This window comes from Rhodococcus sp. MT28 (assembly GCF_058792695.1).
This window is the reverse complement of record NZ_JBXAFD010000010.1, coordinates 68483-94321: the sequence shown is the minus strand read 5'-3', so window position 1 is coordinate 94321 and position 25839 is coordinate 68483. Positions and strand designations below refer to the sequence as shown.

Here is a 25839-nt window from a genome sequence, read left to right as displayed (position 1 = left end):
CAACAGTGCTCGGGTTGTGGATGCACCACAACCCGAGCGTTGGATCACTCGCAGGCGATGCCGTCGTTGTCGCGGTCGAGATGCGGGGCGTATCCGTTCTGGCCCCGGTACAACGGAGCTGCGCCGGCATTACGAACGGCTGTGCAGTTCTGGTAGTACCGCGCTGGTGCGGGAGTGTTCTGCGGCGCCGGCTGGTTCTGGGGCGCTTGCGGAGCGGGCGGCGCCGGCGGTGCGAAGACCGGGGGAAGGAACGGCTGGACTGCGTCGGCAGAGCCAGTCGGAATCATGCGTGCGATCTCGATCGGTAGGAAATCGAAAACCGTGGATGCCTGAGCGGCGGGCGCGGCAACCAGAGTGATTGCGGCGCAACCTGCGACGCTGAATGCCAGACGGCGGAGCTTCATGTGACCTCGTGTTCAACTGGGCAGCCCTTCCACTTCTGAGGGCTGTGCCGGCTGAGCATACTGGTCATAACGACCAAATGGTTTATTTCGGCAAGGGTGAAATCTGGGGTGAAAAGCAGCGTCCCGCACCGTATTGCTCAGGTGCGGGGACGCTGCTGTAGTCATCGAGGGTTACGCGTCGACAAGTTCCTCGGCGAAGGGATCACCGTTGCGGGGAGCGTCGAAGCGCTCCTTGTCGAGGATTCCCTCACGCTTTGCGACGATGACCGGGACCAGTGCCTGGCCGGTGACGTTGACTGCGGTACGGCCCATGTCGACGATCGGTTCGACTGCGAGGAGCAGTCCGACGCCGGCCAGGGGAAGACCAAGGGTGGAGAGTGTGAGTGTGAGCATGACTGTCGCACCGGTGGTTCCGGCCGTTGCCGCTGAGCCGATGACCGAGACGACGACGATCAACAGGTAGTCGGTGAAGGTCAACGGAACGTCGTAGAAGCCTGCGACGAAAATCGCCGCGATCGCGGGATAGATTGCGGCGCAACCGTCCATCTTCGTGGTGGCGCCGAGCGGAACGGCGAATGAGGCGTACTCACGCGGAACACCGAGGTTGCGTTCGGTGACGCGTTCGGTCAGAGGCAGAGTGCCGATCGACGAGCGCGAGACGAATCCGAGCTGAGTCGCAGGCCAGACGCCGGAGAAGAAGCTTCGAACCGAGAGGCCGTGTGCGGCAATCAGGATGGGGTAGACCACGAAGAAGACGATGGCCAGACCGATGTAGATGGCGGCGGTGAAGACGCCCAGCGAGCCGATTGCATCCCAGCCGTAGGTGGCGACAGCGTTGGCGATCAGCGCGGCCGTACCGATCGGGGCAAGGCGAATGATCCACCACAGGACCTTCTGGACGATCGCGAGCAGTGACGCGTTGAACTCGAGGAACGGAGCAGCCTTGGGGCCGATCTTCAGCGCCGCGATACCGATTGCGCCGGCGATGACGAGCAGCTGCAGGACGTTGAAGCTCAGGGATGTGGTTGCTACTCCCTCTGCGACGGAAGTCTTTGCGCCCAGCCCCAGGAAGTTGTTCGGAACCAGTCCGGTGATGAACGCCCACCACGAGCCGGAGCTCTTGGGTTCCTTCGCTGCTTCGGCGGCGACGTCGGTCCGTGAACCGGGATCGGTGATCAGGCCGACGATGATGCCGATGATCACAGCAATGAAAGCGGTGATCGCGAACCAGAGCAAGGTCTGCACGGCCAGGCGAGCTGCATTGGCGACCTGGCGCAGGTTGGCGATGGAGCTGACAATGGCGGTGAACAGCAGCGGGATCACCGCAACGGTGAGCAGCTTGACGTAACTCGAGCCGATGGTCTGCACGGTGCCGACCAACCAGTTGACGTTGCCGTCGGCCGCATCAGGCATTGCCCGGGCGACGAGACCGATGATGACACCGAGTACGAGACCGGCGACGATCTGCGGTCCGAATGCCGTCGCCCAGGACGGAAAACGGGACGTGGACTTTTCCGGCACGCCGGTGGAGGTGGAGCTGGGCATGACTATGCCTTTCGAAAATCAAGGGAGCGAAACGCAGCGCGGCACCAGAGGCCGGGCAGATTCGAAGAAATGTTTCCTGGTACGCGTCAGGTCAGAGCGAGCGCGTACACATTGCGCTCGCCTGCAGGCGAAGGTCGACGTAACGCCGACTGGTCAGGAACAACACTGTCCACACACTACTCGCAGCTTCAACTACTCGATCCCGAGGGTCGCCGCGGGAGTTCGCTTCGTGTTCGTCGGGCGTGCCCCGATCAGTCACTGTTGGTCGGTTGACTAGTCTCGACGATCAGTAGGTGCCGCACCGGCGCCTACGCGTCGGCAAGCGGAAGCGAGAGACCGATGAGCGTTCGGAATGCCGAGTACCCGCGTCCGAAGCATTTCCTGGTGCACCTCAGTGACACGCATCTGGTGGCTCAGGGGGAGTTGTACGACGCCGTGGATGCGTCGACGAGATTGCGGGAAGTGCTCAGCGGGATCGTGGCCTCGGGCGCACGCCCGGATGCACTGATATTCACCGGCGACCTGACCGACCAGGGACACCCCGACGCATACGCGGAATTGAAAGCCATCGTGGAACCCGTGGCAGCCGAGATCGATGCGCAGGTCGTCTGGGCGATGGGCAACCACGACGACCGCCCTACGTTCAGATCTCTGCTGTTGGGCGAGGACGCCACCGATCATCCCGTCGACAACGTCTACGACCTTGACGGACTGCGGGTGATCACCCTGGATTCGTCGGTTCCCGGGCATCACTACGGTGAGATAACGGATGGCCAATTGGATTGGCTACGAGCAGAATTGGCGGTGCCGGCGCCCGACGGAACAATTCTGGCGCTGCATCATCCGCCTGTTCCGTGCATTCAGGATCTCGCGGTTCTGGTGGAGTTGCGCGATCAGTCCCGGTTGGCGGATGTCTTGCGTGGCAGCGACGTCCGGGCGATTCTTGCCGGGCACCTGCACTATTCGACGACGGCGACGTTCGCCGGCATTCCGGTTTCCGTGGCGTCGTCGACGTGTTACACCCAGGACTTGAACGTGGAAGTCGGTGGTCAGCGTGGTCGTGACGGGGCTCAGGGGTGCAATCTGGTGCACGTGTACGACGAGACAATTGTTCATTCGGTCGTTCCACTCGGTGCGCACGTGACGGTCGGTGAGCCCGTCGACGCGGCCGAGGGTGCTCGGAGGCTCAGTGCTGCCGGCATTCGAATCCTCGAGAGCGAAAAGGCGGCACGCTCGATCATCTGAGGCCGCAGGCGGTTTCCGGCACCCACGCGCAGTTCTGGGTGATTGCCGGGCTGTCGCGTACTCACTACCGTCGAGGTAGGTGCAGAGCTCCAGCAACAAGGACCGGCTAGCTGGACGGCAACCCTTCATGCCGATGGGGTGCCCCGGAATCACACCTGGCGATACGCGCGGTGCGTGTCGCAAGCGGCAGTCGCCACGAGAACCGTCAGTCGGGTGCTGACGGTTTCTGCGGTCGGCACTGTGCGCTCCCGAGTAGTTCTCGAACAGGAGTATGCGTCGATGACCTCCACCCCCTCCTCTCATCTTGCTCCGTTGCATCTCGCCGTAGCGCTGGACGGTGCCGGTTGGCACCCTGCAGCCTGGCGAGAGCCGCACTCGCGCCCGAGTGAGCTGTTCAGCGCGTCGTATTGGACTGACGTGGTGACGACCGCCGAGCGTGGTCTGCTCGATTTCGTCACCATCGAGGACAGTCTCTCGGTGCCGGCCAACCCACTCGAACCCGTCGACGACGCGGTTGATCGGGTGCGCGCTCGGCTCGACGCACATCTCGTGGCCGCCCGACTGGCACCGATCACGAGCAACATCGGCTTGATCCCGACCATCACCACCATTCACACCGAGCCGTTTCACGTGTCCAAAGCCGTTGCCACGCTGGACTACACCTCGCGCGGTCGCGCCGGATGGCAGGTGAAGGTTTCGGCGTCGGAATCCGAGGCAGCACAGTTCGGGCGCCGCGACATCCCAGCGCTCACCGATGCCGACCGTCAGTCGATCGTTTCAGGCATCCTCCCGGACTTCGTGCGCGCGCTGTTCGACGAAGCTGCGGAGGCAGCCGACGTCGTCCGGAGACTCTGGGACAGTTGGGAGGACGACGCCGAGATCCGTGATGTGGAGCAGCGCCGATTCATCGACCGGGACAAGCTGCACTACATCGACTTCGAGGGAAAGTACCTCTCGGTCCGTGGACCGTCGGTGACTCCGCGCCCGCCGCAGGGGCATCCCGTCGTCACCGCATTGGCTCATCAGCGGGTCGCGTACGAGCTGGCGGCGCGGACGGCCGATCTGGTGTTCGTGACGCCGTTCGACGACGAGCAGGTCACGGCAATCCTGGGTGAAGTGCGAGCAGCCGAAGAACACGTGCAGCGCACCGGCGAACCGCTTCGGGTCTTCACCGACATCGTCGTATTCTTCGATGCTCCGGAAGAAACCGGAAAGGAACGGCTCGCTCGCCTCGACGCGCAGGCCGGCGCCGAATACCGTTCGGACGCGCTGACCTTCACCGGCACCGCGGCTGAGTTGGCAGATCTTCTGCTCCGGTGGCAGCAGTTGGGAATCGACGGCTTCCGGTTGCGGCCGGGCGTCGTCGTGGACGACCTCGACGCGATCGCAGGTGAGCTGGTGCCTGAATTGCAGCGACGCAACGTATTCCGCACCGAATATCCGCAGACGAATCTTCGCGGACTCCTTGGTCTACCCATCGACGTTCCCAACCGCTACGCCGCCGGCACTCCGGCCGCCTGACAGACGAGGAATAGATTCTCATGAGTTCTCAGAAGCGTAAGCAGGTCATCCTGGGTGCCTACCTCGGCGGCGTCAACCATCACACTGCATGGTGGGATCCGCAGGCGGGCAGCCAGATCGAGTTCGATTCTTTCGAGCACACCGCTCGAACCGCCGAGCGTGGGAAATTCGACTTCTTCTTCCTCGCCGAAGGCCTCGCCCTTCGTGAGCGTGCGGGACAGATTTTCGACCAAGACATCATCGGTAGGCCGGACACCTTCACGGTCCTTGCATCGTTGGCGGCAGTAACCGAACACCTCGGATTGGCCGGCACCATCAACGCCACGTTCAACGAGCCTTACGAGCTGGCAAGACAATTCGCGACGCTCGATCAGTTGTCCGGAGGACGTGCCGCCTGGAACGTCGTCACCTCGTTCGACGCATTCACCGGCCAGAACTTTCGTCGCGGCGGATACCTGGATCGTGCGCAACGATACGAGCGTGCGGAGGAGACCGTAGCGCTGGTGCGTCAACTCTGGGATTCGTGGCGAAGCGACGACATCGTGGCCGACAAGGCATCAGGGCGTTTTCTCGCGCGACCGGATGCCGGTGAATTCGCTTTTCATGGATCGCATTTCGATGTGAACGGCCGATTCACAGTGCCGCGTAGCCCGCAAGGGCGCCCGGTTATTCTGCAGGCCGGGGTGTCGCCGCAGGGGCGCGATTTTGCTGCCGGCAATGCCGACGCGATCTTCTCACCGTACGGTCAGTTGCCCGAGGCGGCCGATTTCTATCGCGATATCAAAGCACGTGCCGTTGCGGCCGGACGTGACCCGGGTGACATCAAGATCCTGCCGTCGGCGAGTTTTGTTCTCGGCACCTCGGAGGCAGATGCGATCGAGAAGTACCGAGAGATTCGCGACCAGCAGGTCACCGGCCAGACCGCTTTGGTTCTGCTCGAACAGATCTGGAATCTCGATCTGTCGAAGTACGACCCCGAAGGACCACTACCCGATATCGCTCCGGATCCCGAGGCTCCGCCGATCATCCAGGGCCGCGCCTTCATTCACCAAGATCGTTTCGCGACCGTCGCAAAACTGCGCGCGGTAGCGGAGAGCAAGAAGTTGAATCTGCGCGAAGTGGTGATCGATCAGTTCGAGCGTGGACCGATCGTCGGTACACCGCAGCAGGTTGCCGAGAAAATAGATTCGTTTGTCAGCAACGACGGTTCGGATGGGTTCATCCTCGGGTCGCACCTTGTGCCGACCGGCCTCGACGAGTTCGTCGACGACGTGGTGCCGCTGCTGCAGGATCGAGGTGTTCTCCGCAGTGACTACGAAGGAACGACGTTGCGTGACAATCTCGGTCTGCCCATTCCGGTGCAACGGGAGCATGTGACAGCACGCTGATCGACCGAAGTAGCAAGGGCCCAGCCGAAATCGGCTGGGCCCTTGTTTCGTCTAGGCTTCCCAGGGCGCCGGGATGGGGTAGTAGCTCTCCAGGAACTCCGTGATCTTGCGTGTCCGAAGTTCCAGATCGATCTCTGGAGCGCTGCCGTCGTTGAGGCAGAAGAAGTCCATGGAGCGCTTGGCGAGCAGTGAGTCCATGTCGCGCAAACCGGCCTTGACCGTCGTGTCGACGTATTTGACGGCGGCGGACTTCTGCACCACCGACCGTCCACTCATGAGCGTGTAGTAGTGGTACAGCGAATTGGTCACCGAGATATTGGAACTCGCGCGGAAGGTGCTTGCTGCAGTGGCCGCGAAGTCTTCGGCGAACTCGCGTTCCATCTCGGCCATCACGCTCTTGCGTAGTGGCGTCGCTGCGTGCTCCAGATGTCTGGTGGTCATCAGACCGAAGCGGTCCTGCAGCAGACGGCGGTTGACGCGGGCCGCATTCTCGAACCCGCTGCGGTCGTTGTCGTTGTGTCCCAATCCGATTCTGGTGTCGGCCTCGATGAACATGCTGATCCCACCGGGGGAGAAGAACATGTCAGGGCCGACGGGGCGACCGAAGAACATGTCGTCATTGGAGTAGAGGAAATGCTCTGCCAGACCCGGAATATGGTGCAGCTGGCACTCGACAGCTTGAGAATTGTGGGTGGGCAACACACTTGGATCGGCGAAGAACTTTTCGCTGGGCATGAACGTGACTCGCGGATCGTCGGCAAGCCAGTCCGGACGATCGGAATCGGTTGCGACGAAGATCCGCCGGATCCACGGCGCGTACATGTGGATAGATCTAAGTGCGTATTTGAGCTCGTCGATCTGACGGAAGCGCGCTTCTGATTCGTCGCCCTCGCCGACGATGTAGTTCTGCATGCGCTTGGCGCGCTGAGCCTGAAACTCTTTGGAAGAACCGTCGACCCAGGAAAAGACAAGATCGATATCGAAGCTGATATCGGAGGCATGATCGGCGAACATGTTCTCGATGGTCGGCCAGATCCGGCCGAATCGCTCGACGGTTCCTCGGACAGCTTCTTCGGGGAGGACGGTTCGTCGTGTCAGTGAGTTCTCGACGGGTAGGACGATTTCTTCGTCGGAAATCGACCACAATTCGATCTGAACGCCGATGTTCGCGCCGTAGTTCATACCGCTTGCGACGTGAACCCTCGGACGGAACAAGCGGAAGATCCGTGACTTGTTGGTTTTCGACAGGGCACCGTCCGCGACAAGGAGCGCTGGACTCTTCTTCGCGTCGACGGTTTTGGAATAGAAGGGTGCGTTTGCGCATCCCTCGACAAGTGCCTGCCGCAGGTTCTTGCGTTCCGTCCAGCTGACCGCGATGACCGGGCGCTCGTCGTTTCCGCGGACGAGTAGATACTCGATTCCTGCGGCGTCGAGGATGTCGCGGATGAAGAGGAGATCTTCGACCATCGCTTCGAGCGGCGTGGTGGTCGTGATCGCGAGGGCAAAACGATTCTTGAATCGGACGGTCTCGGGTAGCTCGCCCATCCGTGCGCGTGACGCGGCCGACGCCGGCTCCACAGGATTGGGGCTGTCCTGCTCCGGAGGTACGAAGTAGATGTCGTGCGGAGCGGGAGATTCTGTAATGGGATGCCTTCCGATTCTGATCCAGCTGTGTATCTGTCGCCCCCGACGCTGCGAGAGCGTGGTGGCGACGAGCTCAGTCTATGCCGTCGGCGCCGAAAGTCGGACATGAGTGACGGGGATGGGTAGCGCGGGGCGAGTCGGGTACCCCGAGGACCGAAGCGAGAGTGAAGGAGGAGAACCGATGCGTGTGAAAGCGATGGTCGGAACAGGCGCGATGGCGGTTGCGCTGGCCGCCGGCCCAGTTGCGACAGCGTCTGCGGAGCGAACCGAGGCAGCGGGGTCGGAGGGTTCACCGGAGATGCTGACCTGCGAGGTTGTCTTCGATGCACTCGAAGACATGAGCCCGGAATGGACGGAAGAGGGGATCGATCAGGTCGAAGACTGGTGTGAGGCGATCACCGGCGAAGAAGACTGACCGTCAGCCGCGCGAGATCACTCGTCGCGACAGTCGCCACCGCCCGTCTTCGAGTTCGAACTCGTCCGCGTAGCTCCCGACGCCGCTGAGTTCGGGCGACGTGGCTGTGTCGACGTAGAACGTCCACACCGCATCCGCGCGGGCTGTCGTTTCCGAGGTCACGTCCACGGCGATCGCCGTGGTGACGTGGCGTGTGAATGTGCCCGGGCCTTGTATGCCGGCGGCTCGACGCTCGACTACTCCAGCAGCAATTTCTTCGCGGCCACGTCGTACCTGTGCGGGGATACCGCGATCGGGGTTGGCCGGCATGTTCCATTCGGCCTCGCGAGTGAACTGCTCCACGTAATCCTCGACCGAGCCGGTATCGGCAAGATGCGCGATGCGAGCGAGCGTTGAACGAATCTGTTCGGCAGGGCCCTCGGGTTGCATGCTGTCCTCCGTAGACGTGGGTGCGGCAGATCGCACGCTACAGCTCATGACGACAACGACGACGGCCTCGTCCCAGTGAGCGGCAATATTCTCCGGCGAGGGAGCGGCGAACTTTGAGATCACCTCGAGTTCAACCGTATTCGAGCCCGCAGCGTAAATGATTGAGTGTTCACAGTAGGCAGCGCCATGACGACTGCCGCGCCCGTAGGCTTGACCGACTCACAGGAGATCGCCATGTCCGTCACCGAACTCGAACGTGTCACCCAGACCCCGGAGCAGATCTACGCTGCCGGCGGAATCACTGTCCACAAGGTCGGTGAGCTGATCGGCGCCCGCATCGACGGCGTACACCTCTCGGGGGATCTGTCCGAAGAGACCGCCTACGCGATCAACTATGCGCTGGCAGCGCACAAGGTTGTGTTCTTCCGTGGGCAGCATCATCTCGACGACACGTCGCAGTACGAATTCGCCGGAACCCTCGGCACCCAGACCACCCCGCATCCGACGGTGAAGTCCAGGGGCGACAAGCTGTTGGTGCTCGACCGAGCCGCCAACAGTTGGCACACGGACGTGACGTTTGTCGACCGCATCCCGAAAGCCTCGATTCTGCGAGCGACGACCATTCCCGAGTACGGCGGAGCGACCACGTGGGCGTCGACCACCGCCGCGTACGACCAACTGCCGTCTTCACTCAAGGTCTTGGTCGAGAATTTGCGGGCCGTTCACACCAATGCCTACGACTATGCCGAGGTTGTCGATCAGGCGAACCCGGTAGACGCGCAGCGCCAGGCCTACTACGCCGAATTCACCCGTGAGATCTACGAGACCGAACATCCGGTGGTGCGTATCCATCCGGCGACGGGGGAGAAGACCCTCCTGCTCGGTCACTTCTTCAAGGAGTTCGTCGGGCTCAAACCGTCGGAGTCGGTAGCTCTTTACCAGATCCTGCAGGCACGAATCATCAAGTTGGAAAACACTGTTCGATGGAACTGGTCGGCCGGCGACCTGGCGATCTGGGACAACCAGGCGACTCAACATTACGGTATCGCCGACTACGGGACTCAGGCGCGCAGTGTGCACCGAGTGACATTGGCCGGCGACGTCCCCGTCGACGTCCACGGCGAGCAGAGTCGAATCCTCCAGGGTGACGCCGCGGAGTATTCGATCATCGCGGACATCGATCGGCTTCCCGGCTTCGCCGCGAACTGATCAGTCGTGCTGCGGGTGATCCGGCGGGAACATCTGTCCCCATGAGTGACTGCACGCTCGGCACGTCCATTCCGGGGTGTCCGGTCCCACGACGCAGCCAGTTACGGCGAGCCACGGTAGGTGATCGAACGGATGGACCGGCATCCCCGGTGCACACTGAGCGGTTCTGTGTGCACCGCAGAGTGGGCACGACGGATTCTTCGCCAGCATGTAGTCGATGAAGTTGGTGTGCCCAGACGTGGCCATCCTTCCGGTGCACTTGCGGCACAGGACGGCTGGGTAGTCGTCACCAGGTTCAGCCTGCCTGAAGATCCGTGATGCGGAATGAAAGTGAAGGCGATCGCTGCTGTTGAACTTTCGCAACGGCATCGGTGAGCTGCAACCTGTGCAGTTGCCCCGCTCGTTCATCAACGTTCGGGAGTGGGCAGCTGTGGACGTCGGATCCAGCGTGTCGATGTCGCCGAAGTAGTGCGCATAGTGTGACTGGCCGGCCGTGAGAATCCGGTCGGCCAGTGCGTCGTCGACCGGCCCAGGATCCGTGGGAAACGTGATGGACCATCGTTGTTCGAGTTCTGGAACGGTGGGCAAACCGTGGAGTTCGTACGGGCGTTCATCGACTTCCATCGGCGACGTGCCGTCGAAGGGCGCAGCCACGGTCTCGATGCAGAGCAGCGTGCGAGGAGTGGTATCGAGAACCGTGACCAGCAGGTCACCGATGGCCATCTTTCCGTGCATGATCCAGGGATCGACACGGGCTCGGGGTTCGAGAAACGCGACCACGGCATCGATCCATGGCGTGCCGAGTGCGATGAATACGTGCTGACCGGAGCTCCGCGTGATCATCGGACGATTCTCGCAAGGGCTGCCGACAGCGTCAGGCTTTGACCACCTTGCGCCCGAGCAGCGATGCAACCAGTCCGTCCACGAAGGTCGCTTGCCGTCCGAGGGGATCGGAATCCGCTGCCGCGACGCTGCCGATCGAAATCGATCTCGTCAGGCCGGTCTCGCTGATGAATTCGGCGGCGAGGTGCGCTTCTCGGAATGTGAGGCCGCCCAGATGTGTCGTGTCGTCGACTCCGAGAACACGTCCGTCGATGATGTCCATGTCGAAATGGACGTGGACGCCGTTCACACCCTGGCCCGCCGCGGCGAGGACGCGAGGCATCAAGGCCGCCATGCCATGGCGATCGATCTCGTCGATCGTCACCAGCAATACCCCGTACTCGTCGAGTGCGCGCTTGTGATCGACCGTGGCGTTCTTGACGCCCACCAAGACGGTGTTCTCCAAACTGGGGCCGTGCAGATCCGCCGCCGACGACAGCAATTGTTCGATGTCACCGTGTGAAGCGAAAATGATTGCACCCAAATCGGTTCCAGGTTCGGTGGCGATCGGAATTCTGGTGTTCTGCCAGGCTTCGGCAGTGAGCCACAGCGGCAGCGTTGTGAGATCCGCAGCGGCATTCTCTGCTTGAATGCAGTCGAAACCGATTCCGGACATGTCCTCACGTAGACCGTGATCGAGGAGATGGCTTGCCAGGCCGGTAGTTTCGAGGTCGATCAATTCGACGGTCGCATTGGCATCGATCGGTTCGGTGCCCAGAACGTATCGCTTTTCGACGTAGGGCGATGTCATCGCCATCAAGAGCGCGCCGTAATCGATCGTGAAGTCGACGGTGCCACCCAGTCGGTATTCGTCACCTGTTTCTCCGGCGTCGACGAGGAGGTGATCGCTACTGGCGCTGATCACCTTCAGGCGCGGATCGATCGGGGTCAAGCCTTCCGGCGAGATGTCTTCGCGGCCGATGGACAAGATCAGGCGTCGGCTCGGCTTGTCCTCGTTGTCGAAGACGGGGCGTCGGCCGAATGCGTCTTCGCCTGAGACTCCATACGGCCGCGACGGCTTGACCTTGGCCTCGATGATGTCCGCGGTGAGAGTGAAGGCATCGTTGTTCAGCAGTTCGTACAGTCCGGGGGGAGTAGGTGATTCGGCCAGAACAATGCTGGCGCCCAAACGCAGATGGTTGATCCCCTCGGGCATCGTGCCCGTCTCGAGTAGTGGCAGCGAGAACGTATTGCCGCCGGAAACGATCGGCAGTTCGATCGAGAACCGCTTCGTGATTTCGTCGGCTAGGTAGACCAGATTCGACAGGTTGTCGACGGTCGGCTGGATGCCACCGACGCACGCGAGGTTCGCGCCGATTCCGATCAGTCTGATGCCCTCGATGGGAAGGATTTCAGCGACTACGTCCAACGCCTCCGCCGGCAGGATTCCTTCGCGGAGATCTCCGAGGTCGATCATCAGCACGATGTCGTGGACGACTCCTCGCGTTTGTGCTGCTCTGCCCAGAGCAGCAATCGTCGTCAACTCGGAGTTGAGGCTGATGTCCGCGTAGCGGATCGTGTCGTCGATCTCGTTCAGCGACGGTGCGCGGATCAGCATCAGGGGAACGGTGATGCCGTCGCGGCGAATGCGGGCCAGGTTGTCCAGGCGGGAGTCGGCGATCTGTGCGACGCCGCCGCGGACCATTGCTCGCGCCACCTTGGGGGAGCCACATGTAGATTTGCTGACGCCCGCCACCTCAATACCCTTGGCATTGGACGCTTCGACGAGGACGCGCGCATTCTGTTCGATACGACGCAGGTCGACGGTGATGGTCGGTCCGGTCATGATCTCCCCGTTTTCTCCGAAGGCGGTTCACGATCCGGGCATTCGAGACCGGACGGTTGGCGTGAGCTGGGCAACTTTGCTCCAACTGTTGTGTCGCAGGACACTTACGTGCAGTATGAGGATACAACAGTTTCCTACCAGGCACTCTAGAGGAGCGTCGATGGCTACTCTCGTCAAACACGTACTTCGGCGCAAGCCGGCTTTGCAGATAGACCAGGAGACCGGCGCAGATACCAACGGCGGCGAGCTGACCCGCAGTATCGGTTTGGCGCAGTTGTCCATGTTCGGCATCGGCGCCACGATCGGCACCGGCATCTTCTTCGTCCTCTCGCAGGCAGTCCCGGTTGCGGGTCCGGCAGTGATCATCTCCTTCGTTGTTGCCGGTGTCGTCGCGGGACTCACGGCGATTTGTTACGCGGAGTTGGCCGGAGCTGTCCCGGCGTCGGGCTCGTCGTATTCCTACGCTTACGCGACGCTCGGAGAGCTTCCGGCCATGGCCGTCGGCGCGTGTCTGCTTCTCGAGTACGGAGTCTCGGCCGCGGCGGTGTCCGTCGGATGGTCGCAATACTTGAACCAGCTGCTTGGCAACCTCTTCGGGTTCCAGATCCCCGACGCGTTGTCACAAGCGCCGGAGCAGGGCGGCATCATCAATCTGCCCGCAGTGATCCTGGTGTGCCTGTGCGGTGTTCTGCTCATCCGCGGCGCCAGTGAATCGGCCAAGGCCAACGCCATCATGGTCTCGATCAAACTCGCGATTCTGCTGCTCTTCATCGTGGTCGGCATCGCCGGATGGAACAGCAATCACTTCGCCGACTTCGCACCGTTCGGATTCAGCGGCGTCATGTCCGCCGCCGGAATCATCTTCTTCTCCTATATCGGCCTCGACGCAGTGTCCACCGCCGGTGAAGAAGTGAAGAACCCTCGTCGCAATCTCCCACTCGCGATCCTCATTGCACTTGTGTCCGTCACCGCGATCTACATCGCCGTTGTCGCCGTCGCGATCGGTGCACAGGATTCCGCATCGTTCGAAGGTCAGGAAGCCGGACTGTCCGCCATCCTCGAACAGGTGACCGGATCTACCTGGCCGGGAACACTTCTGGCCGCCGGTGCGGTGATCTCGATCTGCAGCGTCACGCTCGTGGTCATCTACGGTCAGACCCGCATCCTGTTCGCGATGTCACGCGACGGCATGATTCCGTCGATCTTCCACAAGGTGAACCCGCGGACTCTGACGCCGGTGCCCAACACCATCATCGTCTGCGTCGTCATCAGCATTCTGGCCGGTTTCATTCCGATCAACTTCCTCGCCGAAATGACCAGCATCGGAACTCTGGTGGCCTTCCTCGTGGTCTCGGTCGGGGTCATCATCCTGCGGCGCAGTGACCCGGACCTGCCGCGCAGCTTCAAAGTTCCCGGCTATCCGGTGACACCGATCCTCTCGATCCTGGGCTGCCTGTGGATCATCAAGGACCTCCGAACCGTCACGATCTACGTGTTCCTCGTTTGGGTGACCGTCGCGATCATCTGGTACTTCGCCTACGGTATGAAGCACTCGCGCCTCGGTGCGAAGAACCGCGCCGAGTTGGGATCGGAGTCCGAGTCATGACGCTGCTCGCGGGATACGCACCCGACGGTGACAGTTCCGGAACCGTCCATCTGGCAACGCTGTTGGCGCGCTCGTCCGGTGAACCGTTGGTGATCTGCGCGGTGATTCCCTCGCCGCCACCGCCCGGAATGGCGCGGGTCGACGCCGAATATCACCAGCAGTTGCGAGCCGAAGCCGAAGCGGCACTGGCCAAAGCGCGGGCAGACATGCCGTCCGACGTCGACGTGACCTACGTCGTGCATGAGGCTCAGTCGACGTCGAGTGGCCTGCTCGATCTCGTTCACGAGCACGAAGCCAAGATGATCGTCCTGGATTCGTCTACGGCCGGGGTGTTCGGTCACGTGGCTCTCGGCAGTGTCACCTCACGCTTGCTGCACAGCTCCGACGTTCCGGTCGCCCTGGCGCCGAGGGGATTTCGAACCAAGCCCGGTGAGGTGGTTCGCCGCGTCACCGCCGCATACTCGGGCACACCCGATCAAGACGATCTGGTGCTCGCCGCCGCGACCGTGGCTGCGCGTGTCGATGCCGGACTCAGACTGGCGGCGTTTGCAGTTCGCGCAAACGCGCAGTACACGACCACACTCGGGACCGAGGGGGATTCACCGATCATCTCTGAGTGGGCCGAGGTGGTCGAGCGCGAAACCAACGCTGCCTTCGAGCGCGTGCGTGCACTGCCCGAAATACCCGACGTCATGGAATCGGTTATCAGCCATGGTCGTAACTGGGCCGAGGCGCTCGAGGGCGTCGAGTGGGACCGAGGTGACGTTCTGACTGTCGGCTCGAGCAAGGCAGGTCCACTGGCGCGGGTGTTCCTCGGCAGTCGGGCAGCGAAGATCGTGCGGTACTCACCGGTTCCGGTGGTGGTGGTCCCGCGATCGGCGTCGACCCGAATAGTCGATCAGGCCGAAGCGGAATAGAGATCAGGGCCGACGAGCGGAGTGCTTGTCGGCCCTGATCTTTCAGATCGAGCGGGCGAAGAGCGCGGGCTCGGAGCCGGGGACCTGAGAGACCTGCTCTCGGGCAACCAGATGGCGAAGGTGAGCTGCGCCCTCGGAGAGCGCCATCGTCTTTCCCATCGGGGAGATCTCGGCCCACGGCTTGTACCACTTCATCTTTGCCGCGACGTCCCACACGGTGAGCTTGTCGTCGGCGAACTCCTGGAGCAGGTGATCGAGTCGTTCCTGGTGGTGCTCGATCAGCTCGCCGGCGCGACCTCCGACGTCGTCGATCGGAATGCCGTGAGCGCCGAGACCGCGGGTGATGTTCATGTTCTGCACTCGTGCGAGCGAGTCGAGGAAGTCGGCGAGGGCGTCACGCTCGTCGAGGGGGTACACGAAGTTGCCGACGTGCGGTGTCGTCTTCTGCAGGACGTGGTCGCCGGTGAACATGACGTCGGCGTCGTCGAGGTAGAAGCAGACGTGACCAGGCGTGTGGCCGGGGGTGTAGACAACGCGGAGGCCACGGCCGGTGAGTGCAATGATCTCGTCGTCCGCGAGAAGGCGGTCGGGGGCCGACTCGGGGCCCACGGGAGACTCGCCCGCGGCAGCAAGCCGGAATGCATCGCGGTCGGCTGCGGGTGCTCCAGCGCGTTCCATGTTCTCGAGCTGATATGCCATCCACTCGTCGTTACGCGCAGTCGACATCTGATCGAACAGGTAGTGGTCGTCCTCATGCATGGCGATCCAGGCGCCGGACGCCTCGCGGACCCGGCCGCACAGTCCAGTGTGGTCCGGATGGAAGTGCGTGACCACGACGCCCTCGATGTCGGTCACCGAATGCCCGATCTCGGCGAGCCCTGCGTTTAGGCCCTGCCAGCCGTTGTCGTCACCCCATCCGGCGTCGACCAAGATCAGTCCGCCGGGGGATTCCATGGCGTAGACGAGCGTGTGGCCGAGCGGGTTGTCCGTGATCGGGACAGGAATCTGAAATATGCCATCACCGATGGCTGCCGCACCGTTCATAACAAGTACCTCTTAACGATAAGGGAACGCACTCTTAGTACTTCATGTTTACCGTGCGCTCGATTGGTCGGTGACACAGGTCCTGCCTGGCGGGAGTTCGGCATGTTTTCGGTCGACTTCGGATCGGTGAGAGTTTTATCGACTGAATGGTCTCATTGAGGCGAAAAATGTTGCTGAATAGAGTGTTTCGCGAGTTCGTTGCGTTGGGCGCGTCCTCGGATGGCGGATCCGTCGACGAGTCGCGCACTAGCCTCCGAGGGACAGGCGCGCTGTGCGGTTATCGAGAAAGACGGGTCATGCGTTTTCAGGTTCTGGACATCATTTTCAACCCACCCCATCCAGTGACCGGCGAGGAAGTTGCCCCGTCCGATCGGCTCAACCGCGTCGTCGAACTGGCGGTTCTCGCCGAAGAACTAGGTATCGATTCGTTCTCGGTGGGTGAGCGCCACGCCGGGCCGGTTCTTTCGTCGGCGCCAACCGTCGTTTTGGGGGCAATTGCGCAGGCCACAGACAGAATCCTGCTCTCGACGGGTGTCACCGTTCTGTCGCTACTCGACCCGATTCGAGTCGCCGAAGATTTCGGAACCATCGATCAGCTGAGCCGGGGACGCCTCGAGATCGTGATCGGCAAGGGCAACGAGGTCCTTCAGTACCCGCTCCTCGGGTTGGATATCGCCAAGCAGTACGAGTACCTCACCGAGAACTACGAACTCCTCAAACTGCTGATCAGCGAGGAAAACGTCAAGTGGGTGGGAACGCACCGGCCTTCGCTCGAGGACGCGACGACGTTACCGCGTCCCTACGACGGACCGTTCCGTATCTGGCATGGATCGGCTACCTCGTTCGAGGCCGTCGAACTGGCGGCGAAGTGGGGCGACCCCATCGTCACCGCCAACGCCTTCCAGCCTCGTGAGAACTACAAAGTGCTGATCGACCACTACCGCGAGCAGTACCTGGCGTACGGGCACGACCCGTCCAAGGCGTACGTCGGCTCGGGTTCGGGTGGATTGTTCCTCGCCGATACCACCGAGCAGGCCATCGAAGAGTTCCGTCCGATCTACGAGGGCGCCGTTGCGCAAGCTGACAAACGCAAGCACGACCCCAAAGCGGTCGGAAAGTCGACGAGCTTCCGGACGATCGAGGAAGCCGTCGACCGCGGGCCGGCGTTGGTCGGGTCTTCGGAGCGGGTCGCCGAGAAGATCATCGATTACCACCAGAGCTACGGCCACGATTTCCAATCGGTGTCGGTCAATCACGTGCTCGACTTCGAGCAGCAGAAGGACACCCTGCGCCGATTTGCGGAAGAGGTTATCCCGCTGGTGAAGGCCGAACTGTCGACGACGCTGTGGACCTCGGCCGACAAAGATCGGGCGAAGGGTTTCACCGCCGTCGACTGAGCGGAGAAGTCTGACTGTCGGGTAAGCGGGTCCGGCGCTGCGACCGCTCACGAGCTGCAGTAACTTGTTACCGACATCGCGGTCGGTTTTGACCGCAATGAAGGTATCCGTGAGTGGGAGTAGTGCGTTGACGTTGGGTGTGAACTCGCTTCCCGCGAACGAGCTGAGTCAGACGCTGTGGGTCGATCTGTTTCCTTGGCTGGACGACTACGTATCCGATCGTGCTGCGCTGCTCGAGCCGCTGGCACCGTCACCTGATTGGTGGTTCAGCGAAGCGCCGTCGTTCACTGTTCTCGAGGTCGATCTCGAGAAGGTTCTCTCCGAGCTGGCGTCCCTCTACATCGCTCACCACGCGGCAGCGGTATTAAGAGCGAGCTTTCCGCTACTTGGTGAAGATCTCCCGCTGGAGGTGTTGAGTCTCGATACTCGCGCAGTGACTGCACTGTCTCGGCTCACCACCGACAAAGCAATCGGCGGACTGCTGATGCACACGACCGCTGAGATCTTCGGCGTGCGCGGAACGAGCGAACAGACGGTGCACGACATAGTGCTCAACCTGTTGGTCTGTGCGGTCATGACGACTCCGCTCGCCCGCGTCGAGGCCAATGAGGAAGCAGGTGCCCCACCCGCGATCACAGCGCTGCTCGACGATCTCGCTCAGCTTGCTATGTGGCGACGGGTCCGAGGTCAGGACAGCAGACCACTCGTCACCGTCGAGATCGACGACGAATCTCCGGCCTCGATTCAGGAAGTTGCCGCCCGGATCTCGGCTCTGACGCCGAACGACTTGCCCGACACGGACCGTACCGACGCGATGGACGAGATCGACAATCTCTTCTCGCAGCTGGACGAGCGGGAGTCGTTGGTGTTGCGTGAGCGGATCGTGGCGCGAGTTCCGCAGCGCAGGGGAGCGATCGGAGCCAAGCTCGGTGTGGGCTCGGGGCGAGTCGGGCAGATCGAGGCCGACGTGAAAGCCAAACTCAACGCGGCGTGCGGATTCGGGACGGCGGTGGGGAACCTGCTTGCCAGCCTGCGGGTCGAGATTCAGCCGGTAGCTTCGCTTGATCGCCTCCTCGACGTGCATCCGAGCATCGCGGCGGAGGTGCCTGGTTACGGAGTTCCGCTGTGGTTGGTTCTGGACCGTCTCGACGACTACTTCGAGGTGACTGACGGTTGGGCTGCCGCTCCGGGCGTCGCGGAGGCCAAGAAGCGGACTCAGACCTTGCTCGAGGACTTTGAGTCCCCGAACGGTGTGGTTGCACTCGACGACGTCGCCGAAGTGGTGTCGATGTCACGCGGCGAACTGGAGAAGTGGCTTGCGTGGTGCGGCGTTGTCGTTGTGGCGGAGTCTGCGCTGACGCGTGCGCGTCGGATCTCCGATCTGGCAGTCGGCGCGCTCGAAGCCGTCGGATCGCCGAAGTCCGTCGTCGAGCTAGTGGACTTACTGAAGTCCGATCGCAGTGAGCGGTCGATCGAGCGCGCGCTCGAGGCCGACGATCGCGTGGCGCTCGACGGCGCAGTGTGGCGGCTGCACGCCTGGGGAAGCGCGGATTCCGTTGGGGAGGAACCGGTTTCTTCGGGAGAGGCTGAAGAAGCCAGTGAGTTCAACATTGGTGGTGACGGGATAGTCCGGCGCAAGCGGACACGCAACACTGCGAAGACGCCAGAGTTGACTCGCCGCCTGTACCGGTCAGGTAGTACGTGGCGGTATCGACTGACTGTGACCGCAGATCATCTGCGGGGCTCCGGATTTGCTGTACCCGCCGGTGTTGCAGTCGCTGCCGGCTGTGTGCGCGGTGAGACCATCGAGTTGGAGAGCCACCTCGGCGTTCAAGCAGTTCGGTGGACCGGAGCGCAGCCGACGTTCGGCACTATCCGCCGATTCCTGCGTGAACTCTCCGCTGTGGAGGGCGAAGACGTGTTGCTCGAGCTGTGGCAAGACGGAACCTTCCGCGTGGTCCGACCGGCGATCGTTCACTCTGACATCGACCCACTACGTCAGGCACTTGCAGAGGTTGGCAATCGCGAGCCATTGCGAACTGCCGAGAGACATGTGGTGCGGATTCTCGCCGAAGCCGTGTGTCTGGACGGCGAAGACCGTCCACGAAAGATACTGCGCGCGTACGAAGATCGTGGTGAAGACGTGGTTTTGGACTTCCTGGAGGCGGCATGGAGGCGCGGCGAAGCATCCGAAATCGACGAGGTAGAGGGTAAGGATGCATCCCATGACTGACGTCGCGGACACCCGCATAGTGGGCACCAAGATCCTTGCTGCGGACGAGTCCCTCGCCGGCGCCATCGGCTTGCACCACACCATCGCGACAGCGCTCGCCGATCTGATCGACAACAGCCTCGACGCCGAGGCCTCCCACGTGCTGATCAGGTTCGTTCAGGACGGCACACGGATCGTGTCGATGATGGTGATCGACAACGGCTCCGGCATGGACAGTGACACCATTGATTCCGCGATGACCTACGGCCGCCGACGCGACTATGCCGCCGGGGACCTGGGTCATTTCGGTGTAGGGATGAAGGCGGCGTCGTTGAGTCAGGCTCGGTTGCTCCGAGTGTGGTCTCGAAAGTCCGGGCACCCGACGCAGGGCCGCGAGATCGACTCGGCCTCAGTGCAGGGGCGTCAGTCAGTTTCGGTGATCGAGGACCGGCAAGCCGAAGAATTCTTCGACGCAGTCACGCCCCGCTTTCCCTTCGACACCGGAACTGTTGTCGAATGGCGCGGCATCACAACATTTCTCATGTCCGCGCACGCGGACGAGCAGACCAGCTGGCTCGAACAGACCATCAACGACGTGCGCAGTCACCTCGGCGTCGTATTTCACCGTCTCATCGAATCCGGCCGGATCGCTCTGACTGTGGATGTCTTCGACGTCGAAGCGGGACGCGCCGGCGCGCTGCGCACAGTCAGTGCCATCGACCCGTTCCGGTATCCGCGCACCGGCGACCCCAACTACCCTCGGACACTTACCGTGTCGATCGCCGGTGCCACAGTACCCGCCGAAGCTCACATGTGGCCCGCCCGGAGCAATGCACCGGAATTTCGCATCCACGGCGCCCCCGGCCGCGACCAGCAGGGGCTCTACTTCTATCGGCACGATCGACTCCTGCAGATCGGCGGCTGGAACGCGATAGTGCGGGGCCGACCGGACTACGGATTGGCACGAATTGCTGTCGATCTGAACGATTCTCTGCTGCAGCACATCACCATCAATCCCGAGAAATCGGGGGTGACGCTCGACGCCACTGCGTCGGCTGCCGTCGACGGGGCCGTCTTCACGGATTGCAACGGTGGATTCCGTTCGTATCTGACCGATGCCGAGCGCGTCGTGCGGGCAGCCCGAAGTTCTGCACCTCGGCCGATCAGCGTCATCGAGCCGGCATCCGGCTTTCCGGAAGACGTGCTCGATTCCTTCAGCGACGCCTTCGAATTCAGCGTCGGTGATGATCCTGTTGCTGTGGGTTGGCGAGCCTTGGCGCGTGATCAGTTCTTCGAAGTCGACCTCAAGACTCGGACTTTGTGGATCAATGCGCGTTTTCGGCGTGATCTGCTCGGACGTCGCAGTCTCGACCCGGCTGATGCTCCGGTGCTCAAGACGCTTGTCTTCCTGTTGGTGAGTGAGATGTTCGAAGGAACGAGAATCGGCGCTCGTCAGAGGGAAAAGATGCAGGCGTGGCAGGAAGTGTTGATTTCCGCAGTGGCAGCGCACCGGGAGCAGGTAGTGCAGTGAGTGATGAAGTATTCCGTGCGGTTGCGCGTGAACTCGGTGACGGGTTTCCGCCCGAGAACGTGCTCTACCCGGTCAACGCGCGCCTGCGAGCGAGCTATCCGGATGGCCTGACCATCGCGGACATCATCGATGTGTTCCTCGATGAGAGTGCTGTCGGTGTACGAACGGCGCTCACCTCGCGTCTACGGCAGTGGGATGCGGAAAGTGTCGAGACGTGGGTAGGCTCGACTGTTCCGCAAAGTCCGGAACGGCGGGCTCGGATCTACGACTTGTTGGGATTGCCGGTCGACGCCCACGCCGAGATGGATGCGCACTTCCTTCGCGAAGGTGGGCCCGTTGTCATTGCGGCTCAGCAGCCGTGGGACCCCTGGTACACCTCCGAACGCCGCCGCGAGCACGACTTCTATTGGCGCGCTTACAAGCGAGTTCTAGCCGACAAGAACTGGGACGAGGCGACAATCGGAAAGCTGGACATTGCAACCACTGAGGTTGTGCACCGGCTTGCGGATCCGACGCGGCCCGAGCCGTATCAGTCCAAAGGTTTGGTGGTCGGCTACGTCCAGAGCGGGAAGACGGCGAATTTCAGCGGCGTGGTGGCCAAGGCGATCGACGCTGGGTACCGCTTGGTCATCGTGTTGACCGGCACGATCGAGATTCTCCGGAGCCAGACTCAGCGACGCCTCGACATGGAATTGGTCGGTCGTCAAAACATCAGTGCCGGTGTGGACGACGACTACGCCAACGACGAGGACTGGCGGGACGGGAACTTTCTCGAACACGAAATCGATCCGAACAAGACCAATGAAATCCCGGCTATCCGTCGACTCACCACCTCTACCTTTGACTACAAGAGCCTGCTCGCGGGCCTGAGCGCACTGCACTTCGAAACCGTGGATCACTCCCTTCCGCTGAATGATCCGAAGAATCTGTACCCCAGCAATATTCGCATCGCGGTCGTGAAGAAGAACGTCTCCAGCCTCAAGAAGCTGGTGGCCGATCTGAAGAAAGTGCCGACCGAACTCGATCAGATTCCTGCCCTGATCATCGACGACGAAGCCGATCAGGCATCGGTGAACACGATCGATCCGAAGAAGATGAAAACCGAGCAGGTCGAGCGGACGGCGATCAACGGTCAGATTGCTGAGATCCTCGGTCTACTCGAGCGTGCCCAGTACATCGGTTACACCGCAACACCTTTTGCCAATGTGTTTGTCGATCCGGAAGACAGCGTCAACGTCTTTCCTTCGGACTTCATCGTCAGTCTCGAGCGGCCCGGCCCGTACATGGGTGGTGCGGACTTCCACGATCTAGACGATCTCGAAGACGACGACAAGACTCCGGCCAATTCGAACCAGAAAGCGTACGTACGGGATCTCCGGGCCGAGTGCGACGAGGATCGCTCAGCCGAGCAGTTGCGAGCGCTCGACTCGTTTGTCCTGACCGGGGCGATCAAGCTATTCCGGGAATCGAAGGGCGCCAAGCCGTATCGGCACCACACGATGCTGGTGCACGAATCGGTGAAGCAGGCCGAGCATGACGCCGTAGCCGACGACTTCAAGGCCTTGTGGAAATCGGCCGGATACAGCCAGGCCAAGAGTCTTTCCCGGCTGGACAAGCTCTGGGCCGAAGACTTTGCGGTGGTGAGTGCGGCTCGGGGCAGTGAACTGGAGAATCCTGGTTCGTTTGCCGAGTTGGAGGAATTCATCGGCGCTGCCTACGACAAGATTTCCGAGGGAACCAGCCCCGTTATCGTGGTCAACGGTGCGGCCGAGAAGGACTACAAACAGGATTCCCTCGATTTCCAGGAACGCGGCGTGTGGAAGATTCTGGTCGGCGGCACGAAGCTGAGTCGCGGCTTCACGGTCGAGGGCCTGACCATCACTTATTACACGCGTCGAACGGGCCAAGCTGACACATTGATGCAGATGGGACGATGGTTCGGATTCCGCCCCGGGTACCGAGACTTGGTGCGCCTGTTCATCGGCCGCACGGTTGGCGGACCCGCCGGCGCGGACTACGACATGTACAAGGCGTTCGAGGCGATCGTTCGGGACGAGCAGGAGTTCCGGAACGAGCTCACTCGGTTCAGCGGCGTGAACGAGAAGGGCGAACCGTGGGTCACTCCACGCGATGTGCCGCCGATGGTGTTTCAGCAGCTGCCGTGGCTGAGGCCAACGGCTCGAAACAAGATGTTCAACGCCGATCTGGTTTATCGAGGCATGGGCGGTGAAAGTTTCAGCTTCACGATGCAGCCCCCGCGAGGTGACGGTTCGATCAACGCTCGGCACTTCGACGCGGTTGCACCATTATTGAAGTCGTTGGGCGAAACAGGGTCCTTCAATTTCGTTGACAAGGATGATGTTTCGCGATCGTTCACTGCGCGATACGGCATTGTCCCTGCCCATGTGGTGTTAGAGGCCGTCGACCAGTTCGAGTGGGCGAACGGGTGGGATTTCGGTCCCCACCGCGAAGCGCTCTCGACCGCAATCGAATCCGGATTGCTCGAAGACTTCGCAGTTCTGCTGCCGTACCCCAAGACCCGGGAGCCGATCGAGATCAAGGGTTGGCACGAGAAACTTCCGATCGTCAATCGCAAGCGTCAGGAACGCGAGTACCGAACAGGTTTCACCGGTACGGCCGTCCGTGAGCGCGATGCGATCGAGCACATTGCGGGCAGCCCGAAGAAGAACGGTGGACCGCTTGCGGGTGCACTTCATCGGAAGACTCGCGGTGCATTGATTCTGGTATTGGCGAACGATCCGGCTCCTCGTCAGTTGAAACGGGCACAGGCTGGTCCCGTGGACTCGCGCGATTTTGCGACGTTGTTCTCGTACGCGCTTCCGCACGCGGCGGAGCCGTTGGGGCGAATCGGTTTTCGGGTGAAGCAGTCAGGGACAGGGGCGATCGTCGATGCGAACTAGGTGTGTTGTGGTGGGAGACAGGAATGGGTTCTGATGGCTAAGACGATTGCGACGATCAACCTCAAGGGCGGCGTCGGTAAGACGACGATCACCGCGGGGTTGGCCGAGTTCATGTCGCTCGAATTCGGTCAGCGCGTGCTGTTGATCGACCTCGATGCGCAGATCAATCTCACGACGATGATGATCAGTGAGGATCACTGGCTCGAACTCAACAAGCAAGGGCTGACCAGCGCAACCATTTTCCGTGACGCTGTCGATGGCACGTCGAACTTCGATCTCGAAGCTTCGATTCAGCGCGGAGTCTCGCCGGTCAAGCGAGTGACGGGTGTGGATCTGCTTCCCTCATCTCTCGATTTGATCGAGCTGCAGGAGGAGATCAGTGCCCTTCGGGTTGCTGATCGGAACTCCACCAAGCCGGTTGAATTGTTGAGGGATGCCGTCGCCCCGGTGATGCCGTACTACGACTATGTTCTGATCGATTGCCCGCCGAATCTCGGGCCGATCACACTCAACGGATTGGCCATGGCTGACGGCTACGTGATCCCCACGATCCCGGATGTACTCTCCACGTACGGCATTCCGCAGATACAGACGCACATCGCGAAGTTCGGCAAAGAACTCGGCCGTGAACTCTTCGAACTCGGGTTGGTGATCACCAAGTACAAGTCCAACTCGGCGGTGCACCGCACGACTGTGCGAAATCTTCGGCGCGATCCCAACGTCCCACACGTATTGCCGGAATATCTCGCGGAGTCGAATCAGATTGCCGCGTCGGCGGAGTTTCACCCGTACAGCACTTTGAAGGTGAAGTACGGCAATGCAGGTCAGTTCGATCAGATGCGTGCAATTACGCAGAACATTCTCACGGAAGCGCAGGCGAAGCTATGAGTGCGGGTATCGATGAGGCGCGTCGTCGCGTGCAGGTGCAGGAGACCGGTGCCGCGCTCTTGAAGTTGGGTGCAACTAATGCCTCGGCCTCGGTGTTGCTGGCCAAGCTGGTTCAGGTCGTCGCGGAGGAAGCTGCCCGTACCCCGCGGTTCGCGAAGGCAATCGAAAGCGCTTTCGCAGTTCCGTCGGATGGATCCGCCGTTGTGGTACCTGCTTCTGCGCCGGCGCCGCGTCGTCGTGCTGCTGTACCGAAGGTGAAGCGGGAGCCGGGGGCTTTCGACCCGTTCGAGGTCTTCAAGCTTGATGGGGAAGAGGCTCTCTTGGAGCGTCTTTCGGCCCTCGATGCCGACGGGATCAAGGACATCATCGCGGAGCAGGAAATGGATACGCACAAGGAGACGGGTCGCAAGCGCAAAGTGGATGTGCTTGCGATCTGGACTGTCGAGCGGGTGAAGACTCTTACCTCGAAGGGGAGTGCGTTCAGGTAGGGGCCTGCGGCCCCTGTGCGCCTTTATGGTAGTGGGCGCCACCAGAAAGGCGCACGGGTTCGCGGGCCTGGTTTGCAATTGAGCATCAACTGTTTTCACTGCTACCTGCCAGAGGCATAGCTATGACAAGCACGCTTCGGCAAGCAGAGAGTCACCGACTGCCGGATCATCATCGCTGGTTGGTGGTCGATGTTGACACGTCAGGCGAACGGGCGTCACATCGCGTGCTCAGCATCGGTCCGTGGGCTGTGAACTAACTCTGTTCACACGTCGAATCCGGCGTGGACGAGCTGGACCGCTCATGCAATCGACACGCGCCCGCGAGTGATTCTTCGAGTATTGCCGAATAGGGGGTTATGCCGGCTGC

At 61.5% G+C, this 25839-nt stretch carries 20 protein-coding genes and 1 riboswitch; of the genes, 13 read left to right on the top strand and 7 right to left on the bottom strand.

Features of this window, described 5'->3' with window-relative positions:
- Positions 1–44: 44 nt before the first annotated feature.
- Positions 45–404, bottom strand: coding sequence for an excalibur calcium-binding domain-containing protein (locus AC1Q6C_RS28305; protein ID WP_003940648.1), 360 nt, complete (start codon positions 402–404; stop codon positions 45–47).
- A gap of 171 nt (positions 405–575) precedes the next feature.
- Positions 576–1949, bottom strand: a complete 1374-nt coding sequence (locus tag AC1Q6C_RS28300; protein ID WP_230358894.1) for a dicarboxylate/amino acid:cation symporter — start codon at positions 1947–1949, stop codon at positions 576–578.
- 339 nt (positions 1950–2288) lie between these two features.
- Here AC1Q6C_RS28300 and AC1Q6C_RS28295 point away from each other — a divergent pair, with 339 nt between their 5' ends.
- From AC1Q6C_RS28295 to AC1Q6C_RS28285, 3 genes are all read left to right on the top strand, one after another.
- Positions 2289–3194 (top strand): phosphodiesterase, encoded by a 906-nt coding sequence (locus AC1Q6C_RS28295; RefSeq protein WP_230358893.1) that lies wholly within the window; start codon positions 2289–2291, stop codon positions 3192–3194.
- Between the two features lie 78 nt (positions 3195–3272).
- Positions 3273–3386: riboswitch (SAM riboswitch) on the top strand.
- Positions 3369–4715, top strand: a complete 1347-nt coding sequence (locus AC1Q6C_RS28290) for an LLM class flavin-dependent oxidoreductase (RefSeq protein ID WP_209922681.1) — start codon at positions 3369–3371, stop codon at positions 4713–4715. It overlaps the preceding riboswitch by 18 nt.
- Before the next feature lie 20 nt (positions 4716–4735).
- Complete coding sequence (locus tag AC1Q6C_RS28285) at positions 4736–6103, top strand: NtaA/DmoA family FMN-dependent monooxygenase (protein ID WP_003940653.1); 1368 nt, start codon at positions 4736–4738, stop codon at positions 6101–6103.
- Positions 6104–6154: 51 nt separating this feature from the next.
- Here the strand turns inward: AC1Q6C_RS28285 and AC1Q6C_RS28280 are convergent, their stop codons facing one another.
- The gene (locus AC1Q6C_RS28280) at positions 6155–7648 is read right to left on the bottom strand and encodes a stealth family protein (RefSeq protein WP_020970156.1); all 1494 of its coding nucleotides are present in this window, start codon (positions 7646–7648) and stop codon (positions 6155–6157) included.
- A 280-nt stretch (positions 7649–7928) separates the two neighbouring features.
- On the opposite strand from AC1Q6C_RS28280, the gene AC1Q6C_RS28275 reads away from it, so the two are divergent.
- Positions 7929–8162, top strand: a complete 234-nt coding sequence (locus AC1Q6C_RS28275) for a hypothetical protein (protein WP_007729258.1) — start codon at positions 7929–7931, stop codon at positions 8160–8162.
- A gap of 3 nt (positions 8163–8165) precedes the next feature.
- Here AC1Q6C_RS28275 and AC1Q6C_RS28270 read toward each other — a convergent pair whose 3' ends face one another.
- Complete coding sequence (locus AC1Q6C_RS28270) at positions 8166–8714, bottom strand: nuclear transport factor 2 family protein (protein ID WP_230358892.1); 549 nt, start codon at positions 8712–8714, stop codon at positions 8166–8168.
- A gap of 111 nt (positions 8715–8825) precedes the next feature.
- Here AC1Q6C_RS28270 and AC1Q6C_RS28265 point away from each other — a divergent pair, with 111 nt between their 5' ends.
- The gene (locus AC1Q6C_RS28265; RefSeq protein WP_003940665.1) at positions 8826–9800 is read left to right on the top strand and encodes a TauD/TfdA dioxygenase family protein; all 975 of its coding nucleotides are present in this window, start codon (positions 8826–8828) and stop codon (positions 9798–9800) included.
- Here AC1Q6C_RS28265 and AC1Q6C_RS28260 read toward each other — a convergent pair whose 3' ends face one another.
- Positions 9801–10643, bottom strand: a complete 843-nt coding sequence (locus AC1Q6C_RS28260; protein WP_230358891.1) for a hypothetical protein — start codon at positions 10641–10643, stop codon at positions 9801–9803.
- Between the two features lie 31 nt (positions 10644–10674).
- Complete coding sequence (locus tag AC1Q6C_RS28255) at positions 10675–12468, bottom strand: alanine racemase (protein WP_209447782.1); 1794 nt, start codon at positions 12466–12468, stop codon at positions 10675–10677.
- A 160-nt stretch (positions 12469–12628) separates the two neighbouring features.
- Between AC1Q6C_RS28255 and AC1Q6C_RS28250 the strand changes: the two genes are divergently transcribed.
- Together AC1Q6C_RS28250 and AC1Q6C_RS28245 are read left to right on the top strand one after the other, a co-directional pair.
- The gene (locus AC1Q6C_RS28250) at positions 12629–14074 is read left to right on the top strand and encodes an amino acid permease (RefSeq protein ID WP_007729264.1); all 1446 of its coding nucleotides are present in this window, start codon (positions 12629–12631) and stop codon (positions 14072–14074) included.
- Positions 14071–14991 (top strand): universal stress protein, encoded by a 921-nt coding sequence (locus AC1Q6C_RS28245; protein ID WP_003940649.1) that lies wholly within the window; start codon positions 14071–14073, stop codon positions 14989–14991. Before AC1Q6C_RS28250 ends, AC1Q6C_RS28245 begins: the two co-directional genes overlap by 4 nt.
- A 42-nt stretch (positions 14992–15033) precedes the next feature.
- On the opposite strand, the gene AC1Q6C_RS28240 is transcribed toward AC1Q6C_RS28245, so the two are convergent.
- Positions 15034–16035, bottom strand: a complete 1002-nt coding sequence (locus AC1Q6C_RS28240) for an MBL fold metallo-hydrolase (RefSeq protein ID WP_070160171.1) — start codon at positions 16033–16035, stop codon at positions 15034–15036.
- A gap of 296 nt (positions 16036–16331) precedes the next feature.
- Between AC1Q6C_RS28240 and AC1Q6C_RS28235 the strand changes: the two genes are divergently transcribed.
- The 6 genes from AC1Q6C_RS28235 to AC1Q6C_RS28210 all read left to right on the top strand — a co-directional run bounded on the left by AC1Q6C_RS28235 (position 16332) and on the right by AC1Q6C_RS28210 (position 25472).
- Positions 16332–17432 carry an LLM class flavin-dependent oxidoreductase gene (locus tag AC1Q6C_RS28235; protein WP_069147393.1) on the top strand — a complete coding sequence of 367 codons (1101 nt, stop codon included), beginning with the start codon at positions 16332–16334 and terminating at the stop codon, positions 17430–17432.
- 109 nt (positions 17433–17541) lie between these two features.
- Positions 17542–19665: a hypothetical protein gene (locus AC1Q6C_RS28230; protein ID WP_230358890.1), complete on the top strand. Its 2124-nt coding sequence runs from the start codon at positions 17542–17544 to the stop codon at positions 19663–19665.
- Positions 19658–21175: an ATP-binding protein gene (locus tag AC1Q6C_RS28225; RefSeq protein ID WP_230358889.1), complete on the top strand. Its 1518-nt coding sequence runs from the start codon at positions 19658–19660 to the stop codon at positions 21173–21175. The genes AC1Q6C_RS28230 and AC1Q6C_RS28225 overlap by 8 nt, the downstream gene beginning before the upstream one ends.
- Entirely contained in the window at positions 21172–24096 is a 2925-nt protein-coding gene (locus AC1Q6C_RS28220) for a Z1 domain-containing protein (protein ID WP_070160177.1), read from the top strand. The genes AC1Q6C_RS28225 and AC1Q6C_RS28220 overlap by 4 nt, the downstream gene beginning before the upstream one ends.
- 33 nt (positions 24097–24129) lie before the next feature.
- Positions 24130–24984, top strand: coding sequence for a ParA family protein (locus AC1Q6C_RS28215; RefSeq protein ID WP_003940667.1), 855 nt, complete (start codon positions 24130–24132; stop codon positions 24982–24984).
- On the top strand, positions 24981–25472 hold the full coding sequence (locus AC1Q6C_RS28210; RefSeq protein WP_070160179.1) for a hypothetical protein: 492 nt from the start codon (positions 24981–24983) through the stop codon (positions 25470–25472). The genes AC1Q6C_RS28215 and AC1Q6C_RS28210 overlap by 4 nt, the downstream gene beginning before the upstream one ends.
- Positions 25473–25839 lie beyond the last annotated feature (367 nt).